Genomic DNA, 17,868 nt, shown 5'->3' on the forward strand with positions numbered 1-17,868 from the left:
GTTAAAAAGTATATTGATATGCCCACAAAATCAAAACGAGTTGAAGAGGCATGCGTAATATTAAAACCCATCGAGGTAACCCAAAACTTGCTTTTTTGTTTTGATACATGTATACGTTAGCTGGGAAAACTGCGACCAATAACGCAATAATTCCCCATGCAGCAAAATGAGATGTCGCTGAGATTAATAGGAGCGACCCTAATATAATCTCAGCGACACCGCTTAAAATATTTAATAATTTTGGATTTGAAAAGTAAGAAGGAATGATTTTTAGGTACATTCCTGGGGTTCTAAAATGATTTATCCCAGCCAGAATGTAGAGCAAAGCCATTACGTAAAGATGCCAAGGTAAATTCATAATAGTAATTTTATTACGAATTTATAAAAATAATTGGGATTTTAGGACAATATCTTAATTATTTTTTAACAAGTATTTTTTAACACTTATTTTTCCTTTTTGAAGTTTAAGTTCATGATAATGATAGCTAATATGATTAAAATTATTCCAACCCATTGTAAGAATATAACTTGCTCATTTAACAATACGTAAGCCATCATTACAGATACAGGAAGTTCTAGTGCCGAAACGATACTTCCTAGTCCAATTCCTGTAAGTGGGAAACCTGCGTTCATAAGCATAGGAGGTATAATTGTACCAAAAAGTGCAAGTATGATACCCCATTTTGTGAAAATTTCGAAGTTAAACGGAGTTACTTGTGTCGCTATTGCAAAAGAAAAGACAATAACAGCTCCTCCTAAAAGCATATATAAACTACGTTGTGCTGACGAAATTTCGGTAGCAACTCGGTTTGCAGTAAACATAGTTGTAGTAAATGATGCAGCAGCTAGGCAACCCCACGCTAGACCACGCCAATCTAATTGGATCTCGTTTTGAGTAATATTAGTAGCCAATACAGTACCTCCTAAAACAATAATTACAGCAACTATTTTTTGTTTAGAAGGAAGTTTTTTTTCTAAAATCATTTCTAATAAAACTCCCATCCATACGGTTTGCATCAATAAAACGATTCCGATAGAAACTGGGATGTATTTTACAGCCAGATAATAAAATAAACTTGTCATTCCTAATGAAGTTCCAGCCGTCATTAATTGAGCAATGTTTTTTGGCGTTGCGTTAACAACTGTATTTTTATGTTTTGCTTTCTGAAAAGCATTGATGATTAGGATTCCAATGATTCCTAATATAAATTGAGAAGTAGTTACTTCTGCTGTTGTGAATCCTTCGTCGTATGCCATTTTTACAAAAGTGGCCAACATACCATAACTTGTTGCGCCAAATGCTACTAGAAATACTCCTTTTAAAACGTTATTTTTTGTCATTTTATATAATTTACTGCTTTTTGTTTTTAAAAATAAAGCCTGCAAAGATAGGCTTTAGTAAGTAATTAAAAAAATGCATTTAATTTGGATATTGTATTTAGAGGATTGTTTCTATAGATGATTTTACGGAAAACCTCTCGAAATCGTTTTATTTATAGATTATTCATAATAGTTTAATCAATCCACTTTTCTAACGCTTCCGTTAGGAGTGTCCCACCAATTTTTAAGCCCGCTGAGTTTTGGGTTGGCGCTTTCGGTTAAAAAATAGCGTTGTATAATATTCTGTACTCGACTATCATTTAAGAATAAACCATGAAAATCAAGATTGTTACTTATTTCATCAAAGAAGTTTTCTTTCTTTACAGCAAATGTTTTAATGTCTTTTGCATAAATAGAAGAACTTTTAAAAGGAACAGTTCCATCGCCAGATTCTCTTCCGTCATTAAGAGAGCCTAAGTCTACTAAATTTTGAATGTTGTTATTTCCTTTTTTTAGGACTTTTACCTTCGTAAATGTTTTATCATCTTCACCTACAATAATTATCATTCTGTCTTTTAGAGCCTGAGGTAAATCGGATAAGTTTTTTAACCCCGTAGGAGAACGAAATTCTTTTAAAAGTGCTAATCTAGAATCAAAAAGTGGTTCGATATCTCTATATAAGTTGTCTTGCCAATATTCCTTTTTCAAAAGATCCAGTGGTTCATTATTATCTGCATAGGTTAAAGCATCTTTGTAAATGGGTAATAACTCATAGACTCCAGGATAAGTTCGAATAACTTTACGCATATCCTCATTTCTTCCTATAACCCAGTTTAGGATACTTCTTAAACCTCCATCTCCTTTTACCATATGAACCAATGCATAAGGAGATCCTAAAAATGGAGGCGCATTCATGACTATTTTGTCAATTCCGGAAAAATCATCTTTTAATAAACTTAGGTAGCAGTTTAAAACTAATCCTCCCATGCTATGAGTAATAAACCGGAATCCTTCGATGTTTTGGTCTTGAAGTTTGTGCTTGAGGTATTCGATATAAATTTTTAAACGTTTGGCGCTTTCCATATTCGACATTCGCCAATCGTAACCAAATAAAAATACAGGAGTATTTTTGTATGCTCTGGTCTCGTTTAGTTTGTTTTTTAATTTAGAAATAGAATTCTCGTATGGAAATTTAGCAATATGATTGCGTTCTATTATCGTTTCAATTCCTTGGTCGTATAAAGGATTAAATTGTAGGTTTTCGTTAATATAAGCTCCAAAAATTGATGAACCGATAGATGAACCCAATGTGTCGTAGGCGTTCCAGATATAATTAAAATCGAAGGTATTACTATTAACAAGACTCGTGGCTTGAATTCCGGGAATAAAGATGATAGGTTTCATGGGGCTGTTTTTGTTATCTAAATTAATACTTATTTTGGTAATTAATTGAGATACATATTTTTATATGAAACCTTTGCTCGTTAATTTTGGTAGTAATACTTTCATACAACTCTGACCTATAGTAGATGGATCCCAGTAACATTTATGCATTTTAATACTATTTAACGAGAAAAAGGCAATTATGCCAGATTTGTCGGATGTGATTTCATAGTTAATGTTTTCTGGTAGAATCGCTATATTTTTTATTCCAAACTCGGCTTCACCACGAGAATCATCTTTTCTGTAATTTGTAGCAAAAACATCAGAAACAGAATAAACATTCATCCATTTTAGAGTGTTTTCCATTATCGGACTTCTTCTTTTGTAAAAAGAAGGATAATAAGCATTTATAAATTCATAAGGATTCCCAGTTGTAATAAGAAGTTTGGTTAATTTCTGAACGTTATCTGATGGTGGAATTTCTGCTACCGGAAAAAGAAGGTCAACTGCTAAGATGCTTCCAAAACTGTAACAATGAAAATGAATTTCAGGATCTGGTTCATTTTCGGCGATATATTCTACAAGCGAATCAAGATTTCCTAATACAATTTGGCTTTGTTCTCCATTGGCTATATAACTGTCAACACAAGAGAATTCGGTTGCCAGCGATGTGATAATAGTTTTAGATTGAGGTGCAAAAATTAAAATTAATGTCGTTATCGAAAGAACGTATTTCCCGTAATTATGTATCCTTTCTACGTCAATGTCATAACCGATGTGGTAAAGTAGTTTTGAGATATTTTTTATAATACTTTCATTAGTCATTAAATCGATACAAGCCGGAATTAAAAAAAGAACACATAATGATATTATCAGAAGAATGGAAAAAGCATAAGTTGTTTGATAAGGGCTGCTAAATTCTTTTTTTCTGAAAAACCTTAAAGTAATTTGGGGTGTCTTTTTTATTATTAAGCTAAATAGGATTAGATTTTTTATGAAGATATTGTAGTGTTCAAATTTTTCGGTTAAGATTTTGTGGTACTGAAAATCATATATTTTATAAATTAATTCTTCGTTGTCGTTTTTGTCTTTTTTAAAGAGACTTACAACAGTGCTATTTTTCTCGGGTTGATAAGAAATTTTTTCCGTTTTAATAAAATAATTAAAACCTGTTGTGGTAAAATTTAATTCGTTTCTAAGTCTTTCAGTATATTTCTCTACAGTTTCGTTGTGTATAGATTGTCCGAGTCCGGTAATATAAATTCCTATTTTAGTTGCCATATTATTTATGATGATTTAAAATCATCGAATGTAGGTTTGAGTATGATTTTTGAGGTTTATTTTGAAGTTAAATCTGTTATATTGGGTCCGCCAAAACCAAAGTTTAAGGACAGCATCGAAATCAATGTTCCGTTGTGGTTAAAAACGGGTTTAAAAGCACTTCCGATTTGATAGGATAGGGCAATTTGTTCTGTAAGTCTATAACTAAAGGTTCCTATGTATTGAAAATCGGATGCGTTTTCTTTGGTGTATAATGTGTTTCCCGTAGCATCTGTGCCAGCAACTAAAAGAGAACTGCTCTTTCGGCCGGTAGCTTCAAATTCTAACGAAAATTTCTTGAACTGGCTTTGTAATGCTAATCCATAATCGAAATTGTTTTTATATACTTTGGTGTCAGGGAAATAACTCTCAAAATACTCCTTATTGTACCATTCATATCGTAATACACCAGTAGCTTTTAGAAAACTTATTTTATCTGAGAATTTATAAGAAGGAGTAATCCAAAATGATTGTCTGGGTACATTGGAGTATTTAAAATCATTAGTCGGAAAATTTAATGCTAATGCGTAAGCCAAGTCTATACTTAATCCTTGACGCGATAGAATATAAGATTTAAATTCGTCATAACTTCCCATTGTTTTGTCTTCTATTAATTCAGAAAATGAAATGAAAAACGAATCGATATCATTTTCATCAAAAGGGAGTGCATCAGTAGCGTCGTAAATATTGTTGGTTATTTCTTCGGCTTCTTTCATCGATTTTTTATCGAGTACTTCGTAAATCCGATTGGTAAGTTTATCTCGTACGGCTGTTAGGTATTCTCTTTTTGTTTTAAATTTAAATTTCTCTGCAAGCTCACTAAGTTCAGCTAAGATTTTAGAACCAATACGTTGGTTATTGCTTAAAGTTTCTATGTGTTTTTGGATGATTTCTTTATCTCTTTTATTTCCAAAATAGATAGAGGTGCGATAACCAAAAGAAAGACTTCTTGTATTTGTACTGTCTTGCAGCATGAAATTTTGAGTAGAAGCCAAAGAAAATGATGAGTTGCGCAAAAGCTGATTAAGGTTGGCTTTTGGATAAAGATATTCCTCCAGACTCATGCCATGATCGTTTGCCCAATACGGCATAAACTCGAGACCAAAATCATTTGGGATTATACTATTTCCATTTTCATCACTAAAGTTTGAATAAAGAGCAGTTTCTAGGGCACGATAAGATTTGGGTTGTAATATAGCACTTGGTTGCATACCTAAAACAGCTGCAGCGGGAGAAGTAGGCGTTGTAAGGATATCTAATTTTTTTTGGGCTTGAATTGTTCCGAAATAAAAAACCGTACTAATTATAATCCAGTTTTTCATTTTACTGAAAATTTGATGGTTAAAATTACATAAGGACGATCAGTATCGCTTTTTAGATTAGAATGTTTTGCAAGTAGTTTTTTATTGATATAGTATTCAATAGCAATTGTGTCTTCGTGAGGTATAGGATTTGCAATATCCGAAACGCAAATTGTTTTTTCGGCTGTGAGCGTTTGTATTTTCCCTAAGGAAGATTTACCAGAATTAGCAATTTCAGAATCATTATCTCCGGGTATATTAATTACGGTATGCCCTATATTACCGTCGGATATAAATTTGATTTCAAAATTAATATCTTCATCGATTGGAGCCGAGAATGATAATTTTTCATAACGGTAAATTTTTCTCATAGAGTTCTGTTTTTTATAAATAACTTTTTTTTAAAAGTGGGTTAAAGTTATGTAAATAGCTTATGTTAAAAAACAGGAATAAGTACTTTTTTTTAAGATTATTAGATTGGATAGTTAAGAATATTATGTTTTTTAAACAAAAAGCCTCTCAAGTTATACTTGAGAGGCTTAGTAATAGTATGGCTTTTATAGCCAAATATTATTTTATCATTTCAAAACTTCTTTTTACAAAAGCAGTTAATGCTTCACCTTTTAATAAGTTTTGAGATAATTTGGCTAAATCTAATGCTTGTTTAACCAAATGTTCTTGATGTGTTTTATCTTCGGTATTCAAGATGTTAGTAGCTAAATCAGAATTTGTGTTTACTACCAAGTTGTACATCTCTGGCATATTACCCATACCAAACATTCCAGAACCACCTGATTGACTCATTTCTTTCATTCTACGCATAAATTCTGGTTGCGTAATGATAAATGGAGCAGCTTGGCTATCCATAGCTTCTAGTTGTACACTATATGCTTTTGGAATATAAGATTCTAAAGATGTTTTTAAAGCCTCTTTTTCTTCTTCAGATAATTTAGAAATCGTGTTTTCGTCTTTCTTGATTAAGTTATCAATATGATCAGAATCGACACGTACGAAAGTTACATCTTTATTGTCACCTTCTATTTTCTGAATTAAATGTGAGATAATAGGTGAATCTAAAAGTAATACTTCGTATCCTTTTTCTTTTGCTGTTTCAATATAAGAGTGTTGTGCATCTTTATTTCCCGCATAAAGAACTACCAATTTTCCGTCTTTATCGGTTTGGTTATCTTTTAATTTCTCTTTTAATTCTTCAAGAGTAAAGTAAGTGCCATCTACTGTTGGATACAATACAAATGCACCAGCTTTTTCGTAGAATTTATCTTCAGAAAGCATTCCGTACTCTAAAACGATTTTAATGTCGTTCCATTTTGCTTCAAAATCAGCACGGTTTTCAGTGAATAATGCTTTTAATTTATCAGCTACTTTACGAGTAATGTAGTTTGATATTTTCTTAACAGCACCATCAGCTTGTAAACCTGAACGAGAAACGTTTAACGGAATGTCTGGAGAATCGATAACTCCTTTTAACATTGTTAAAAATTCAGGAACAATTCCTTCTACATTATCAGTTACATAAACCTGATTTTGGTATAATTGAATTTTATCTTTCTGAATTTGCATATCCGAACCTAATTTTGGAAAATATAAAATTCCTGTTAGGTTAAACGGATAATCCACATTTAAGTGAATGTTGAATAACGGATCTTCGAATTGCATAGGATACAACTCTCTGTAGAAACTCTTATAATCCTCATCAGATAATTCAGTTGGTTGTTTAGTCCAAGCTGGATTTGGGTTATTGATGATGTTGTCAACTTCAATAGTTTCGTTTACATAATCTTCAGGAGCATCTTCTGGCTTAGGAAGAGTTTCTGTTCTAGTTCCGAATTTAATAGGAATAGGCATAAACTTATTATACTTATTCAATAACTCGTAAATTTTAGAATCTTCTAAAAATTCAAGAGAATCTTCGGCAATATGTAATACGATTTCAGTTCCACGTGTAGTTTTGTCAGTTGGCTCCAAAGTAAATTCTGGGCTACCATCACATGTCCAATGTGCAGCTGGTTCGTCTTTATATGATTTAGTAAAGATCTCTACTTTTTCAGCAACCATAAAGGCTGAGTAAAAACCTAGACCAAAATGACCAATAATTCCTGAGTCTTTTGCAGAGTCTTTATATTTATCCAAAAATTCCTCAGCTCCAGAAAAAGCGACTTGGTTGATGTATTTTTCAACTTCGTCGGCAGTCATTCCTAGACCTTGGTCAATAATGTGGATTTTTTTACCTTCTTTGTCAATTTTAATTTCAATAATTGGATTGCCATATTCTACTTTGGCTTCACCAATACTTGTTAGGTGTTTTAATTTTAGAGTAGCATCGGTTCCGTTAGAAATCAACTCACGCAAGAAAATTTCGTGATCGCTGTATAAGAATTTCTTGATTAAGGGAAATATGTTTTCTACCGAAACATTAATTTTACCTGTTGTCATATTTTTTAAAATTTAAGTTTAACGTTATGCTTTTCAGATTCTTCAAATAAGATACCAATTGCTAATAGGGTGACAAATTGGCGTAGGTGTTAATTGTGAAAGAAAAAAAAATAATTTTTAAACAAATTTAATTTTTTTGCATTGTATCTTTGTAGGAGTATTAATTTTAAATTTGCTAAAACGATGAGAAAAATTATTTTAATATGCATATTAGCCGTAACGGTTTTTGCATGCAAATCAGCTTCTACAGCAACGACATCTTCTAATGGAGCTGAACCGCTTTCTACAAAACTTGATAAGTCGACTCAAGTAGCAATTAAAGGAAATTGGGTTTTAACCAATGTTTCTTATCCGGGTTCAGAGTATATTAAAGTAAATTCATTTGATCTTGCTGATTCTAAGTGTTTTATTGGTAGTACTTGGAACTTTATTTCAAACAACAACAAAGGGTCGATGGCTTTAGCATCATCTGGTTGTACTGATTTTTCTTCTCCAATTGTATGGAGTATTAATAGTCAGGGTATGTTTGTTCTTAAGATTCTTGATGCTGGTATAAAAGCAAAAAAAGTGAGAGACGGATATTTATTGAAAATTGGTGGTTTAACTGAAAATTCATTTCAATTAATTGATAATATCAATGTTGGAGGACAAGTTAAAGATGTAGTATACCAATTTCAAAGAGCTAATTAATATTAAAGAATACATAAAAAGATAAATATATGAAAAAGATAACAGTTTTAGGTTTGAGTACTTTACTTGTATTGACAAGTTTTTTTACAAGTTGCGATTCAGTAAAGAATGCAAATAATACTCAAAAAGGTGCAGGAATAGGTGTTGCTGCAGGTGCTCTTATCGGGGGTATTCTTGGAAACAATTTAGGACGTGGTGGAAACGCTGCTTTAGGTGCTGCTATTGGTGCTGCTGTAGGTGGTGGAACTGGTGCTCTTATTGGAAACAAAATGGACAAACAAGCTCGTGAAATTGATCAGGCTTTACCAGGTGCTACTGTAGAAAGAGTAGGAGAGGGTATTCATTTAACTTTAAATGAAAATTCTGTTCGTTTTGATACTAATAAATCAACATTAACAACTCAGGCAAAAGCAAATTTAGATAAATTAGTTCCTGTATTTAATGAGTACGGAGATACTGATATTCAAATTTTTGGTTATACAGATAATACTGGTAAACCAGAATATAACTTAACACTTTCAGGACAAAGAGCTGCTTCTGTGCAAGCATATTTAGTTTCTAAAGGATTAAAATCTACTCGTTTCAAAACTTCAGGTTTAGGAATTGCTGATCCAATTGCTACAAATGATTCTCCAGAAGGAAGAGCGCAAAACCGTCGTGTTGAATTTGCTATTACTGCAAATGACAAAATGGTAAACGATGCAAAAGCTGGTAAATAAGGCATTGCTTCTTAGCGAATAAATTAAAAGCTGTTTCTTTTGAAGCAGCTTTTTTTTGTAGATAATTTAATAACTTTCTCTAAGTTATTTTTATCAAAGCAACTATCTTTGTATCCTCAATTTTTCAATGCCAACTAATGCTTCAAGTTCAAGATATTTCTTTTTCGTATACCGAAAAACCTGTTATAAAAAATGTTTCTTTTACCATAAATAAAGGCGAAAATATTGCTATTATTGGCGAAAGCGGCTGCGGAAAAAGTACATTACTTAAATTAATGTACGGTTTATATGATTTAAATGGAGGTACTATTTCTTATAATGAAAAACCTGTTTTAGGGCCTAAATACAATTTGGTTCCCGGAATGCCTTATATGAAATATTTGGCTCAGGATTTTGATTTGTCTCCTTTTGAAACCGTTGCCGAAAATGTCGGGAAGTTTCTTTCGAATGGTTTTGCTAACATGAAAAAACTTCGTGTTCAGGAATTATTGGAAATGGTCGAAATGGAACAATTCTCGAATGTAAAAGCAAAATTATTAAGTGGAGGACAACAACAAAGAGTAGCTTTAGTAAGAGTTTTGGCTTTAGAGCCAGAAGTAATTTTACTAGACGAACCTTTTAGCCAAATAGATGCTTTTCGTAAAAATGCTTTACGCCGAAATTTATTTAGATATTTAAAACAAAAAGGGATTACTTGCATTATAGCAACACATGATAGTACCGATGCTTTGTCATTTGCAGATGAAGTAATTGTAATGCGAAATGGAGAAGTTCTTGCTAAAGATAATCCAACAAAAATATACGAAGATCCTGAAACGAAATATGTGGCTTCACTGTTTGGTGAAGTAAATGAAATTGCTACTCATTTATTGCTTCCTTACGAAGATGAAACACATAAGACGCTGGTATATCCACATCAATTTAAAATGGTTCCAGAATCTAACTTATTAGTAAAAATTAGAAGAACCTATTTTAGAGGAAATCATTATTTGATAGAAACGGTTCATAAAAGACAGTTAATCTTTTTTGAAAGTGAAATTGATTTACCTGTTGAGCAGGAAATATTCTTAAGTTTGAATTATCTGTAAATTAGATAATTCTTTTTTGACATTATAGAATAGCAACCCCGACAGGTTTTTTAAAATCTGTCGGGGTTTGTTGTTTGTGAAAAGAAATCTAGTTTTTTAGCCCTGATGGGAACGGCATCCTTTTATGGCGGGGTTTGCCATAAAAGATATAGTGTACAGCAGGATTAGCTCCTTAATAATAAGTATAGTATGAAACGAAAAAATCCCCTAAATGATGAGTTTAGGGGATTCTTGGTGTATTAATTGAGAAGTTTCTCAGTAATTAATTTTTCAAATATTTCTCTAAGAACTGATCTTGTTCCCAAAGCAAATGCAAGATATTTTCTTTAGCTACATATCCATGAGATTCTTTTGGTAAAATTACCATTCTTGCAGGAGCCCCCAATCCTTTTAAAGCTTGGAAATAACGCTCTGTTTGTAATGTAAAAGTCCCAGGGTTATTATCGGCTTCACCATGTACTAATAGTAGTGGTGTTTTCATTTTGTCGGCATGCATAAATGGTGACATTGTGTTGTAAACATCTGGAACTTCCCAGTAATTACGTTGTTCTGTTTGGAAACCAAAAGGAGTTAAGGTTCTGTTGTAAGCACCACTTCTGGCAATACCGCAAGCAAAAAGATTAGAATGCGTTAATAAGTTAGCAGTCATAAACGCTCCGTATGAATGTCCTCCTACAGCAACTTTCTTTCTGTTTATATATCCTAATGCGTCTACAGCATCTATTGCAGCTTCGGCATCATCTACTAATTGTGTAATAAAATTATCATTAGGTTCTGTAGTTCCTTCACCAATAATTGGGAACGAAGCATCATCTAGAACTACATATCCTTTGGTTACCCAATATATAAATGAACCATAGTATGGAAACGTAAATTCATTTGGGTTTTGGCTACTTTGTCCTGCACTGTTTTTGTCCTTGTATTCTGCTGGATATGCCCAGATTAATAATGGTAGTTTTTCTTTTTTGACTTTGTCATATCCTTCAGGTAAGTATAATGTTCCAGATAATTCTACACCATCTTTTCTTTTGTACTTAATAACCTCTTTGCTTACATTCTTGATACTTTCAAAAGGGTTTTTAAAAAAAGTAACCTGAGTTAAGCTATTTTGTTTTTTTATGTTTCTGAAATAATAATTAGGATAGTCATTTTTAGATTGAATTTGTACCAAAACTTTTCCAGTTTTAAAATCTTCAATCTCTACTATATCTTCTTTTTTATCTTTAAATGTAGAAGTATACAGACGTTTTGTTTTTAATGTTTTAAGATTAAGTTCGCTAATAAAAGGGAATTGACCATCTTTGGTAAAACCTTCGCCAAGAAGAAAAGCATTGTCGTTTTCTATAGCAAGAACATATTTATTGTATTGGTTCTTTTTAAATTCAAAAGCACCTGGATCTGCATAGATATCTTGTGAGTTTCTATCGAAGATTACTTTTGGTTTCTGAGTTGCGTCAGATGGATTAATTAAATAGGTTTTAATGTTACGTGTATCATACCATTCGTCCATAAGGATTGCAGTATTGTCATTTCCCCAAATAATTTCATTAAAACGTTGAGGTGTTTTTACCAATGCAGTTGCTTCGGTATTAAATGGAGCATTCCAAAGAAATACTTCATCTCTAAAATCGACTTTATTTGCAGGATCTCCACCATCTAAAGCTATAACATAAGAAAGCGTTGCTGGTTTATCGTTTCTCCATGACATTTCTCTTTTCCCTTTACGAACAGCCATAAAACCTTTAGGCATAATTTCATAAAGAGGAACTTCGTTTACGGTTTTTACTTCGGTACCGTTTTTATCATAAACTACCGCTTTTGATGGAAATCTTCCTAATGGAACAATATATGAGAATGGTTTTTGGATTGTAGTTAACATCACATAATTACCATCTGGCGAAATTCTCTCAGAAGAGTACATATCAGCATTTTTAAATAAAGTAGCTGTACCGTTAATGTTTACTTTGTAGATTTCAGATGTTATGATGTTTTCAAAATTAGCTTCATCATTTTTGTTTTTCAACATGTCTGCGTAGGTTCTATTTTGCGATTTAGATCCATCGGCAGTAGAAACAATCGGGCCAGTTGGTAAATCTTTTTTAGAATCTAATAATGCAGGTCTGTTTTTAGGCAACATCTTTACAAGAATTGTTTCGTTGTCGTTGAACCAACTAAATGGAGTTCCCAGATTGGCATTTAAGTTTGCTTCGGTAAGTTTTGTTGCTTTTGCAGATGCAACATCTACAATCCAAAGTTCTACTCCCGTTTTTGTAGTATGAGTAAATAAAATTTTCTTATCATTAGGCGACCATACAATATTACTGATTTGAGGAGCTGTTGGTAAACCCGATACTTGAATTTCTTTGGTATCGCTGATTTTTCTTAATTTAAGATTTTTTACATACGTAACCGTGCTCGAAATATTTGTTACAGGATTGATTCTTAAACCTGCTAAACGAAGTTCTTCCTGATTTAAATCTTCTAATGTTTTATAGGTATTTCTGTAAGTTAATAACATGAACTCTTTTTTTGTATCCATTGATACTGAAGGAGCTCTTTCGTAATCGGCTAAATCCAAAATAGATTTTGACGGTTTCTGGTACGTCAGGTTTTCTTGAGCAAAAGCCACTAAGCCAAGATTTAAAAACAGAAATAAGGTAACTTTTAATTTCATAGTTGAAACTTTTATGATTAAAGATTGTTATGATTTGTCTAAAGTAGTCCAATCTTGTTACATTTTAATAATGAAAAGTGATAGTTATAAAAAAAAGCTTTAAATTTAATATGTTTTTCTTACAAATCAGAATGTGCTTGTGAAAAGTAATTAATGGGAATAATATATAGAATTGTTAATTACTAAAAAATCACTAAATTGTGTACATGATTTTTAAAAGATGTTTAGATTTGCAGTCCAATTTTTTAACGAATAATAAAAAAATATGTATCATTCAAAAATAGCGGGATTAGGATATTATGTCCCTTCAAATGTGGTAACCAATGACGATTTGTCAAAAATAATGGATACCAACGACGAGTGGATACAAGAACGAACAGGGATTGAGGAACGCAGACACATTATAAGAGGAGAAGATACTACAACTTCGATGGGTGTAAAAGCTGCCGAAATAGCTATCCAACGTTCTGGTGTAGCAAAAGAAGATATCGATTTTGTTGTTTTTGCAACATTAAGCCCAGATTACTATTTTCCAGGTCCTGGAGTTTTGGTACAACGTGATTTAGGATTAAAAACTGTTGGAGCATTAGACGTAAGAAACCAATGTTCTGGTTTTATTTACGCTATTTCTGTAGCAGATCAATATATTAAAACAGGAATGTATAAAAATGTTTTGGTAATTGGTTCTGAGGTTCACTCTACAGGTTTGGATATGACAACCAGAGGAAGAGGGGTTTCGGTAATTTTTGGAGATGGAGCCGGAGCAGCAGTTTTGAGTAGAGAAGAAGATACTACAAAAGGAATTTTATCTACACACTTACACTCAGAAGGGCAACATGCTGAAGAATTATCTCTAACAGCACCAGGAATGGGAGCTCGTTGGGTAACTGATATCTTAGCAGATAATGACCCGAACGACGAAAGTTATTTTCCTTATATGAATGGACAATTTGTATTTAAAAATGCAGTAGTACGTTTTGCCGAAGTTATTAATGAAGGTTTGGTAGCTAATAATCTACAGGTTTCTGATATCGATATGTTGATACCACACCAAGCAAACTTGAGAATATCACAATTTATCCAAAAGAAATTTGGCTTGAATGATGATCAGGTATATAACAATATTCAAAAATACGGTAATACAACCGCAGCATCTATTCCGATTGCATTGACAGAAGCTTGGGAAAAAGGAAAAATCAAATCTGGAGATACAGTTGTTTTAGCTGCATTTGGTAGTGGATTTACATGGGGAAGTGCAATTATCAAATGGTAATTTAATTTTTACATTATATTTTAAAACCTGTTCCTTTTGGAGCAGGTTTTTTGTTTAATTTCGGATCAGGATAATTTTATAAAATTGTATTGCCAGATTCAATGTAATTGAAGTCCGTGGCAATTGTTTAAGTATAATAAGAAATGGAAAAAAGCCAATTAGAGATTGCGTGTTTTAATCTTGATTCTGTCGAGATTGCTCAGGCAAATGGAGTAAACAGAATTGAGTTGTGTGTAAATATGAAAGATGGAGGAACAACTCCGGATTTAAATTTAGTTCGGGCAGCGAGAGAAAAAGTTACAATAGATTTAAATGTTATTATCCGACCTCGTGGTGGAGATTTTGTTTATACAGAAGCTGAGTTTGAGGAAATGAAAGAGAATATAATCGAATACAAAAAATGTAATGTTGATGGATTTGTATTTGGAAATCTTAATCCTGACGGAAGCCTAAATATAGAGCAAAATAGGGAGTTAATTAATTTAGCAAATCCGCTACCTTGTACTTTTCATCGTGCTTTTGATGTTGTTGCGGATGTGTCTAAATCTCTCGAAGATGTGATTAATTGTGGCTTTAAAACAATCCTGACATCAGGACAAGGAAAAAATGTAGAAGAAGGAATTGATGTACTTATCGATGTGGTACAAAAAGCAAATAACAGAATAGTAATTATGCCAGGTGGAGGACTTAGATCTACTAATATTGGATTACTAAAAGAAAAACTAGGAAATACTTTTTTCCATTCATCAGCAATTACCGATTCTGACGAAACTGCGAGTGCAGTAGAGATTAATGCTCTAAAAGCTAAGTTGTAGTTTTAGTATGATGTGGTAAAAAACAAACACGAATTTCACGAATTGACACGAATTTATATGGCTAACTTAGTTTGTGAAATTAATTTCACAAACTAATTCGTGTCAATTCGTGAAATTCGTGTTCAATTTTTTTATAATATTAGTGCTTATATGACAGAGCCAGAGCCCGATTCCTTTATTTTTTAAAATCCGTTTTTATCAGCGTTTTCGCCTTGGCGAATCTGGGTCATCCGCGTTCCATTTTTAGACAATCTATGGAATTTAGATATATCAAAAAAGCCCAGAGTGGCATACTCTGGGCTTTCTTTACTACAAAAAATATTCAAAAAGGTTTCGACTTAAGTTTATCCTAAACGGAGACGAACGACTCAACCTGACAATAAAATTCGAATAAGTGTGATGGATTAAAACATTCCTCCTCCGCCTTTACTCGTGTTATCTTCTCTTTGTTTACGTTGCAAGTTTTTAATTTTTGCTCCACCAAAATTATAGGTTAAACCTAAATAAACTGTTTGACTTTCCCATGTAAATTCTCCTGTATGCGGGTAAGGATAATTAGAATCAAAAGCATATTTCATGGTGTCAAATACGTCATTAAAACGTACACTAATATTCATCTTGTTGTCTAATAATGTATAACGTGTACCTATGTCCATTTTGTACATTTCATGACTATTATTTTGAAGACCGTCTACACCGCCTCTGTAAAAACCGAATAATAAGAAACTGATACGTTTGTTTACTTTAAAGTTTGAGTTCATACGACCATTAAATGCAGCAACAGTAACTTTCCTTTCAATTGGATTACTCATTTTTGTTACAGGATCGTATAAAAACACAACACCTTGTTGGTTGATACTAGAAAAATCAATAGAAGGTTGGATATCCCACCACTTTGTGATTTTGTAATTTAACGAAACTTCAAAACCGTAAGAAGTATTATGATCATAGTTAGTATAAGTCATAATTTGTTTGTTACCGCTTGGGTCAGTTTCATCAGGATATAAAATTCTGCTAATTTGGTCATTAATACTTCTGTAGAAAACACTAGTTGTAAAACTTCCTTTTTCAAGAGTTTTAGTATAATTTATTTCTACCGAATTAGTAAACTGTGGTGTTAATTCAGGATTTCCTAAAGAGGTTACTAACGGAGTAGAAAACTCACGAATAGGTTTTGTTTGTTCTAAACTCGGACGGTCTACACGACGGCTATAGCTTAATTGCAAAGTATTTTTCTCATCCAGTTTATATGTAAGATAAGCTGATGGATATAAAGTGATATAGTCATCATTAAATTTTTCAAGACCATGATTTAAATTAGCTGCTACTTTATAACTTTCAAAACGAGCTCCTAATTGGTAACTGAATTTTTTGTATTTCTGACCAAATGTTACATAAGCTGAATAAATATTAGTGTCGTAAGTATAATTAGTAACTGGAAATTCAGCAAGCGGATTTCCGGTAATATAATCATTATTTGTTTTAGTAATCCTAGCTTCGGCACCAGCCTCAAGGGTAGTTTTTTCGTTTAAAGGATTCACATAATCAATATTAAAAGTGCTTAATTTACGAGTAGCTTTAATTTGATCATCGTAAATTACGCTTTCTATAGTATTATCCGTTTTTGTAGATTGAGTATCAAAAGCAGCATATTGTGTTCCTTCATTATCACTATAGTTTCCTTCAAAATCTAAAGTATGGCCTTCTTTTTTAAAGATATGTTTGTAGGCTAAATTATAAGTACCAATTTTGTTTGGACCTGAGTATTTTGATTTCTGAAAAATATTAGAAACATCAGAATCTGTTAGATTATTATAATCAATGTTAGTGTCTACAAATCCTTTTCCGTTTGATTTATTTTGATTGGTATAGACAGACAATGTGTTATGATCGTCAATTAAATAATCCATTCCAATTTTATACAAGTAAGAATCATTATCGTTTAGGACATTAATATCCTGAATGATTTCCGGATCAATTCTTTTGATGAAACCACTGTTGTGATAAGTTCCAAAATTCTGACCTACGTTTCCAAATAAATTTACTTTTCCAGTTTTATAATTCAAATCTAATGATTGATTGTATTTAGCTGTTTCCCCAAAAGTAATACCAGCACTATAACTTCCGTTGAAACCAGTGTTGGAGTTTTTGTGCAGAATAATGTTGATGATTCCAGACATTCCTTCTGGATTATATTTAGCACTTGGGTTTGTAATCAACTCAATTTTTTTGATAGAAGTTGATGGAATTTGTTTCAGTAATTGTGCAGGGTCAATATTTGATGGTCTTCCGTCAATTAATACACGTACATTATCGTTTCCACGAAGAGAAAGTTTTCCGTCCTGATCAACATTTACCGAAGGGATATTATTCATAATGTCTGATGCAGAAGCTCCAGCAGTTGTAAGATCCTTACCAACAGTAATTACTTTTCGGTCAATTTTTTGTTCAATAGTCGAGCGTTCACTAACAATGTTTACACCTTTAAGTTGAGTAGCTTCTTCCTCAAGAGCAACTTTAAATGTGTACTCTTTTTTTGAATCACTAAAGTATAAATTGGTTTTGTATGGTCTAAATCCGATGTATTGTATTTCTAAGATATAATTTTTTAAAGGAATATTTTTTAAAATAAAGTCTCCTTTATCATCTGTCACACCACTTGCGATTGTTTTTCCTTCTTCTTTTACGGCAACTGTTGCATAAGAAATTGGAGAATTAGTGGCTTTTTCTAGTACTTTTCCAGAAACACTTCCGGAATTTTGAGCTTGTACCGATGTTATCACTCCAATAAGTAATAACATGATAATTTTAAGTTTCATAAGATTTGATTT

14 protein-coding genes are annotated in these 17,868 nt (G+C 32.3%); 5 read left to right on the forward strand and 9 right to left on the reverse strand.

Annotated elements, in window-relative coordinates; genetic code table 11:
• Window position 1: 1 nt before the first annotated feature.
• From ACJ6WR_RS14235 to htpG, 7 genes are all read right to left on the reverse strand, one after another.
• A complete protein-coding gene (locus tag ACJ6WR_RS14235; RefSeq protein WP_039111645.1) occupies window positions 2-358 on the reverse strand; it encodes a hypothetical protein in 357 nt (118 codons plus the stop codon).
• A gap of 86 nt (window positions 359-444) precedes the next feature.
• A complete protein-coding gene (locus ACJ6WR_RS14240; RefSeq protein ID WP_409415577.1) occupies window positions 445-1,341 on the reverse strand; it encodes an EamA family transporter in 897 nt (298 codons plus the stop codon).
• 177 nt (window positions 1,342-1,518) lie between these two features.
• Window positions 1,519-2,724, reverse strand: coding sequence for a lipase/acyltransferase domain-containing protein (locus ACJ6WR_RS14245; RefSeq protein WP_039120263.1), 1,206 nt, complete (start codon window positions 2,722-2,724; stop codon window positions 1,519-1,521).
• A 60-nt stretch (window positions 2,725-2,784) separates the two neighbouring features.
• Window positions 2,785-3,984, reverse strand: coding sequence for a hypothetical protein (locus ACJ6WR_RS14250; RefSeq protein WP_409415578.1), 1,200 nt, complete (start codon window positions 3,982-3,984; stop codon window positions 2,785-2,787).
• Window positions 3,985-4,040: 56 nt separating this feature from the next.
• Window positions 4,041-5,345 (reverse strand): hypothetical protein, encoded by a 1,305-nt coding sequence (locus ACJ6WR_RS14255; protein WP_409415579.1) that lies wholly within the window; start codon window positions 5,343-5,345, stop codon window positions 4,041-4,043.
• Window positions 5,342-5,695 carry a hypothetical protein gene (locus ACJ6WR_RS14260; protein WP_409415580.1) on the reverse strand — a complete coding sequence of 118 codons (354 nt, stop codon included), beginning with the start codon at window positions 5,693-5,695 and terminating at the stop codon, window positions 5,342-5,344. The genes ACJ6WR_RS14255 and ACJ6WR_RS14260 overlap by 4 nt, the downstream gene beginning before the upstream one ends.
• A gap of 199 nt (window positions 5,696-5,894) precedes the next feature.
• A complete protein-coding gene (htpG, locus tag ACJ6WR_RS14265) occupies window positions 5,895-7,778 on the reverse strand; it encodes a molecular chaperone HtpG (protein WP_039111640.1) in 1,884 nt (627 codons plus the stop codon).
• A gap of 183 nt (window positions 7,779-7,961) precedes the next feature.
• On the opposite strand from htpG, the gene ACJ6WR_RS14270 reads away from it, so the two are divergent.
• From ACJ6WR_RS14270 to ACJ6WR_RS14280, 3 genes are all read left to right on the forward strand, one after another.
• Window positions 7,962-8,468, forward strand: a complete 507-nt coding sequence (locus tag ACJ6WR_RS14270; protein ID WP_039111639.1) for a lipocalin family protein — start codon at window positions 7,962-7,964, stop codon at window positions 8,466-8,468.
• A gap of 29 nt (window positions 8,469-8,497) precedes the next feature.
• The gene (locus tag ACJ6WR_RS14275; protein ID WP_039111638.1) at window positions 8,498-9,187 is read left to right on the forward strand and encodes an OmpA family protein; all 690 of its coding nucleotides are present in this window, start codon (window positions 8,498-8,500) and stop codon (window positions 9,185-9,187) included.
• A 137-nt stretch (window positions 9,188-9,324) separates the two neighbouring features.
• Window positions 9,325-10,275: an ABC transporter ATP-binding protein gene (locus tag ACJ6WR_RS14280; protein ID WP_039111637.1), complete on the forward strand. Its 951-nt coding sequence runs from the start codon at window positions 9,325-9,327 to the stop codon at window positions 10,273-10,275.
• Window positions 10,276-10,537: 262 nt separating this feature from the next.
• On the opposite strand, the gene ACJ6WR_RS14285 is transcribed toward ACJ6WR_RS14280, so the two are convergent.
• Window positions 10,538-12,949 (reverse strand): prolyl oligopeptidase family serine peptidase, encoded by a 2,412-nt coding sequence (locus ACJ6WR_RS14285; RefSeq protein ID WP_409415581.1) that lies wholly within the window; start codon window positions 12,947-12,949, stop codon window positions 10,538-10,540.
• A 265-nt stretch (window positions 12,950-13,214) separates the two neighbouring features.
• Here ACJ6WR_RS14285 and ACJ6WR_RS14290 point away from each other — a divergent pair, with 265 nt between their 5' ends.
• Both ACJ6WR_RS14290 and ACJ6WR_RS14295 read left to right on the forward strand, forming a co-directional pair.
• Window positions 13,215-14,222 (forward strand): 3-oxoacyl-ACP synthase III family protein, encoded by a 1,008-nt coding sequence (locus ACJ6WR_RS14290; protein WP_039111628.1) that lies wholly within the window; start codon window positions 13,215-13,217, stop codon window positions 14,220-14,222.
• A gap of 143 nt (window positions 14,223-14,365) precedes the next feature.
• Complete coding sequence (locus ACJ6WR_RS14295) at window positions 14,366-15,037, forward strand: copper homeostasis protein CutC (RefSeq protein WP_409415582.1); 672 nt, start codon at window positions 14,366-14,368, stop codon at window positions 15,035-15,037.
• A gap of 404 nt (window positions 15,038-15,441) precedes the next feature.
• On the opposite strand, the gene ACJ6WR_RS14300 is transcribed toward ACJ6WR_RS14295, so the two are convergent.
• Window positions 15,442-17,856 carry a TonB-dependent receptor domain-containing protein gene (locus ACJ6WR_RS14300; protein WP_409415583.1) on the reverse strand — a complete coding sequence of 805 codons (2,415 nt, stop codon included), beginning with the start codon at window positions 17,854-17,856 and terminating at the stop codon, window positions 15,442-15,444.
• Window positions 17,857-17,868 lie beyond the last annotated feature (12 nt).

The organism is Flavobacterium sp. PS2 (assembly GCF_046250155.1).
In the GTDB taxonomy this organism is placed as follows: domain Bacteria; phylum Bacteroidota; class Bacteroidia; order Flavobacteriales; family Flavobacteriaceae; genus Flavobacterium.

What these genes read in the sequence shown, in the direction of transcription:
- ACJ6WR_RS14235 (WP_039111645.1), bottom strand. Translation starts at nt 358, where the DNA reads ATGAATTTACCTTGGCATCTTTACGTAATGGCTTTGCTCTACATTCTG.
- ACJ6WR_RS14240 (WP_409415577.1), bottom strand. Translation starts at nt 1,341, where the DNA reads ATGACAAAAAATAACGTTTTAAAAGGAGTATTTCTAGTAGCATTTGGC.
- ACJ6WR_RS14245 (WP_039120263.1), bottom strand. Translation starts at nt 2,724, where the DNA reads ATGAAACCTATCATCTTTATTCCCGGAATTCAAGCCACGAGTCTTGTT.
- ACJ6WR_RS14250 (WP_409415578.1), bottom strand. Translation starts at nt 3,984, where the DNA reads ATGGCAACTAAAATAGGAATTTATATTACCGGACTCGGACAATCTATA.
- ACJ6WR_RS14255 (WP_409415579.1), bottom strand. Translation starts at nt 5,345, where the DNA reads ATGAAAAACTGGATTATAATTAGTACGGTTTTTTATTTCGGAACAATT.
- ACJ6WR_RS14260 (WP_409415580.1), bottom strand. Translation starts at nt 5,695, where the DNA reads ATGAGAAAAATTTACCGTTATGAAAAATTATCATTCTCGGCTCCAATC.
- htpG (WP_039111640.1), bottom strand. Translation starts at nt 7,778, where the DNA reads ATGACAACAGGTAAAATTAATGTTTCGGTAGAAAACATATTTCCCTTA.
- ACJ6WR_RS14270 (WP_039111639.1), top strand. Translation starts at nt 7,962, where the DNA reads ATGAGAAAAATTATTTTAATATGCATATTAGCCGTAACGGTTTTTGCA.
- ACJ6WR_RS14275 (WP_039111638.1), top strand. Translation starts at nt 8,498, where the DNA reads ATGAAAAAGATAACAGTTTTAGGTTTGAGTACTTTACTTGTATTGACA.
- ACJ6WR_RS14280 (WP_039111637.1), top strand. Translation starts at nt 9,325, where the DNA reads ATGCTTCAAGTTCAAGATATTTCTTTTTCGTATACCGAAAAACCTGTT.
- ACJ6WR_RS14285 (WP_409415581.1), bottom strand. Translation starts at nt 12,949, where the DNA reads ATGAAATTAAAAGTTACCTTATTTCTGTTTTTAAATCTTGGCTTAGTG.
- ACJ6WR_RS14290 (WP_039111628.1), top strand. Translation starts at nt 13,215, where the DNA reads ATGTATCATTCAAAAATAGCGGGATTAGGATATTATGTCCCTTCAAAT.
- ACJ6WR_RS14295 (WP_409415582.1), top strand. Translation starts at nt 14,366, where the DNA reads ATGGAAAAAAGCCAATTAGAGATTGCGTGTTTTAATCTTGATTCTGTC.
- ACJ6WR_RS14300 (WP_409415583.1), bottom strand. Translation starts at nt 17,856, where the DNA reads ATGAAACTTAAAATTATCATGTTATTACTTATTGGAGTGATAACATCG.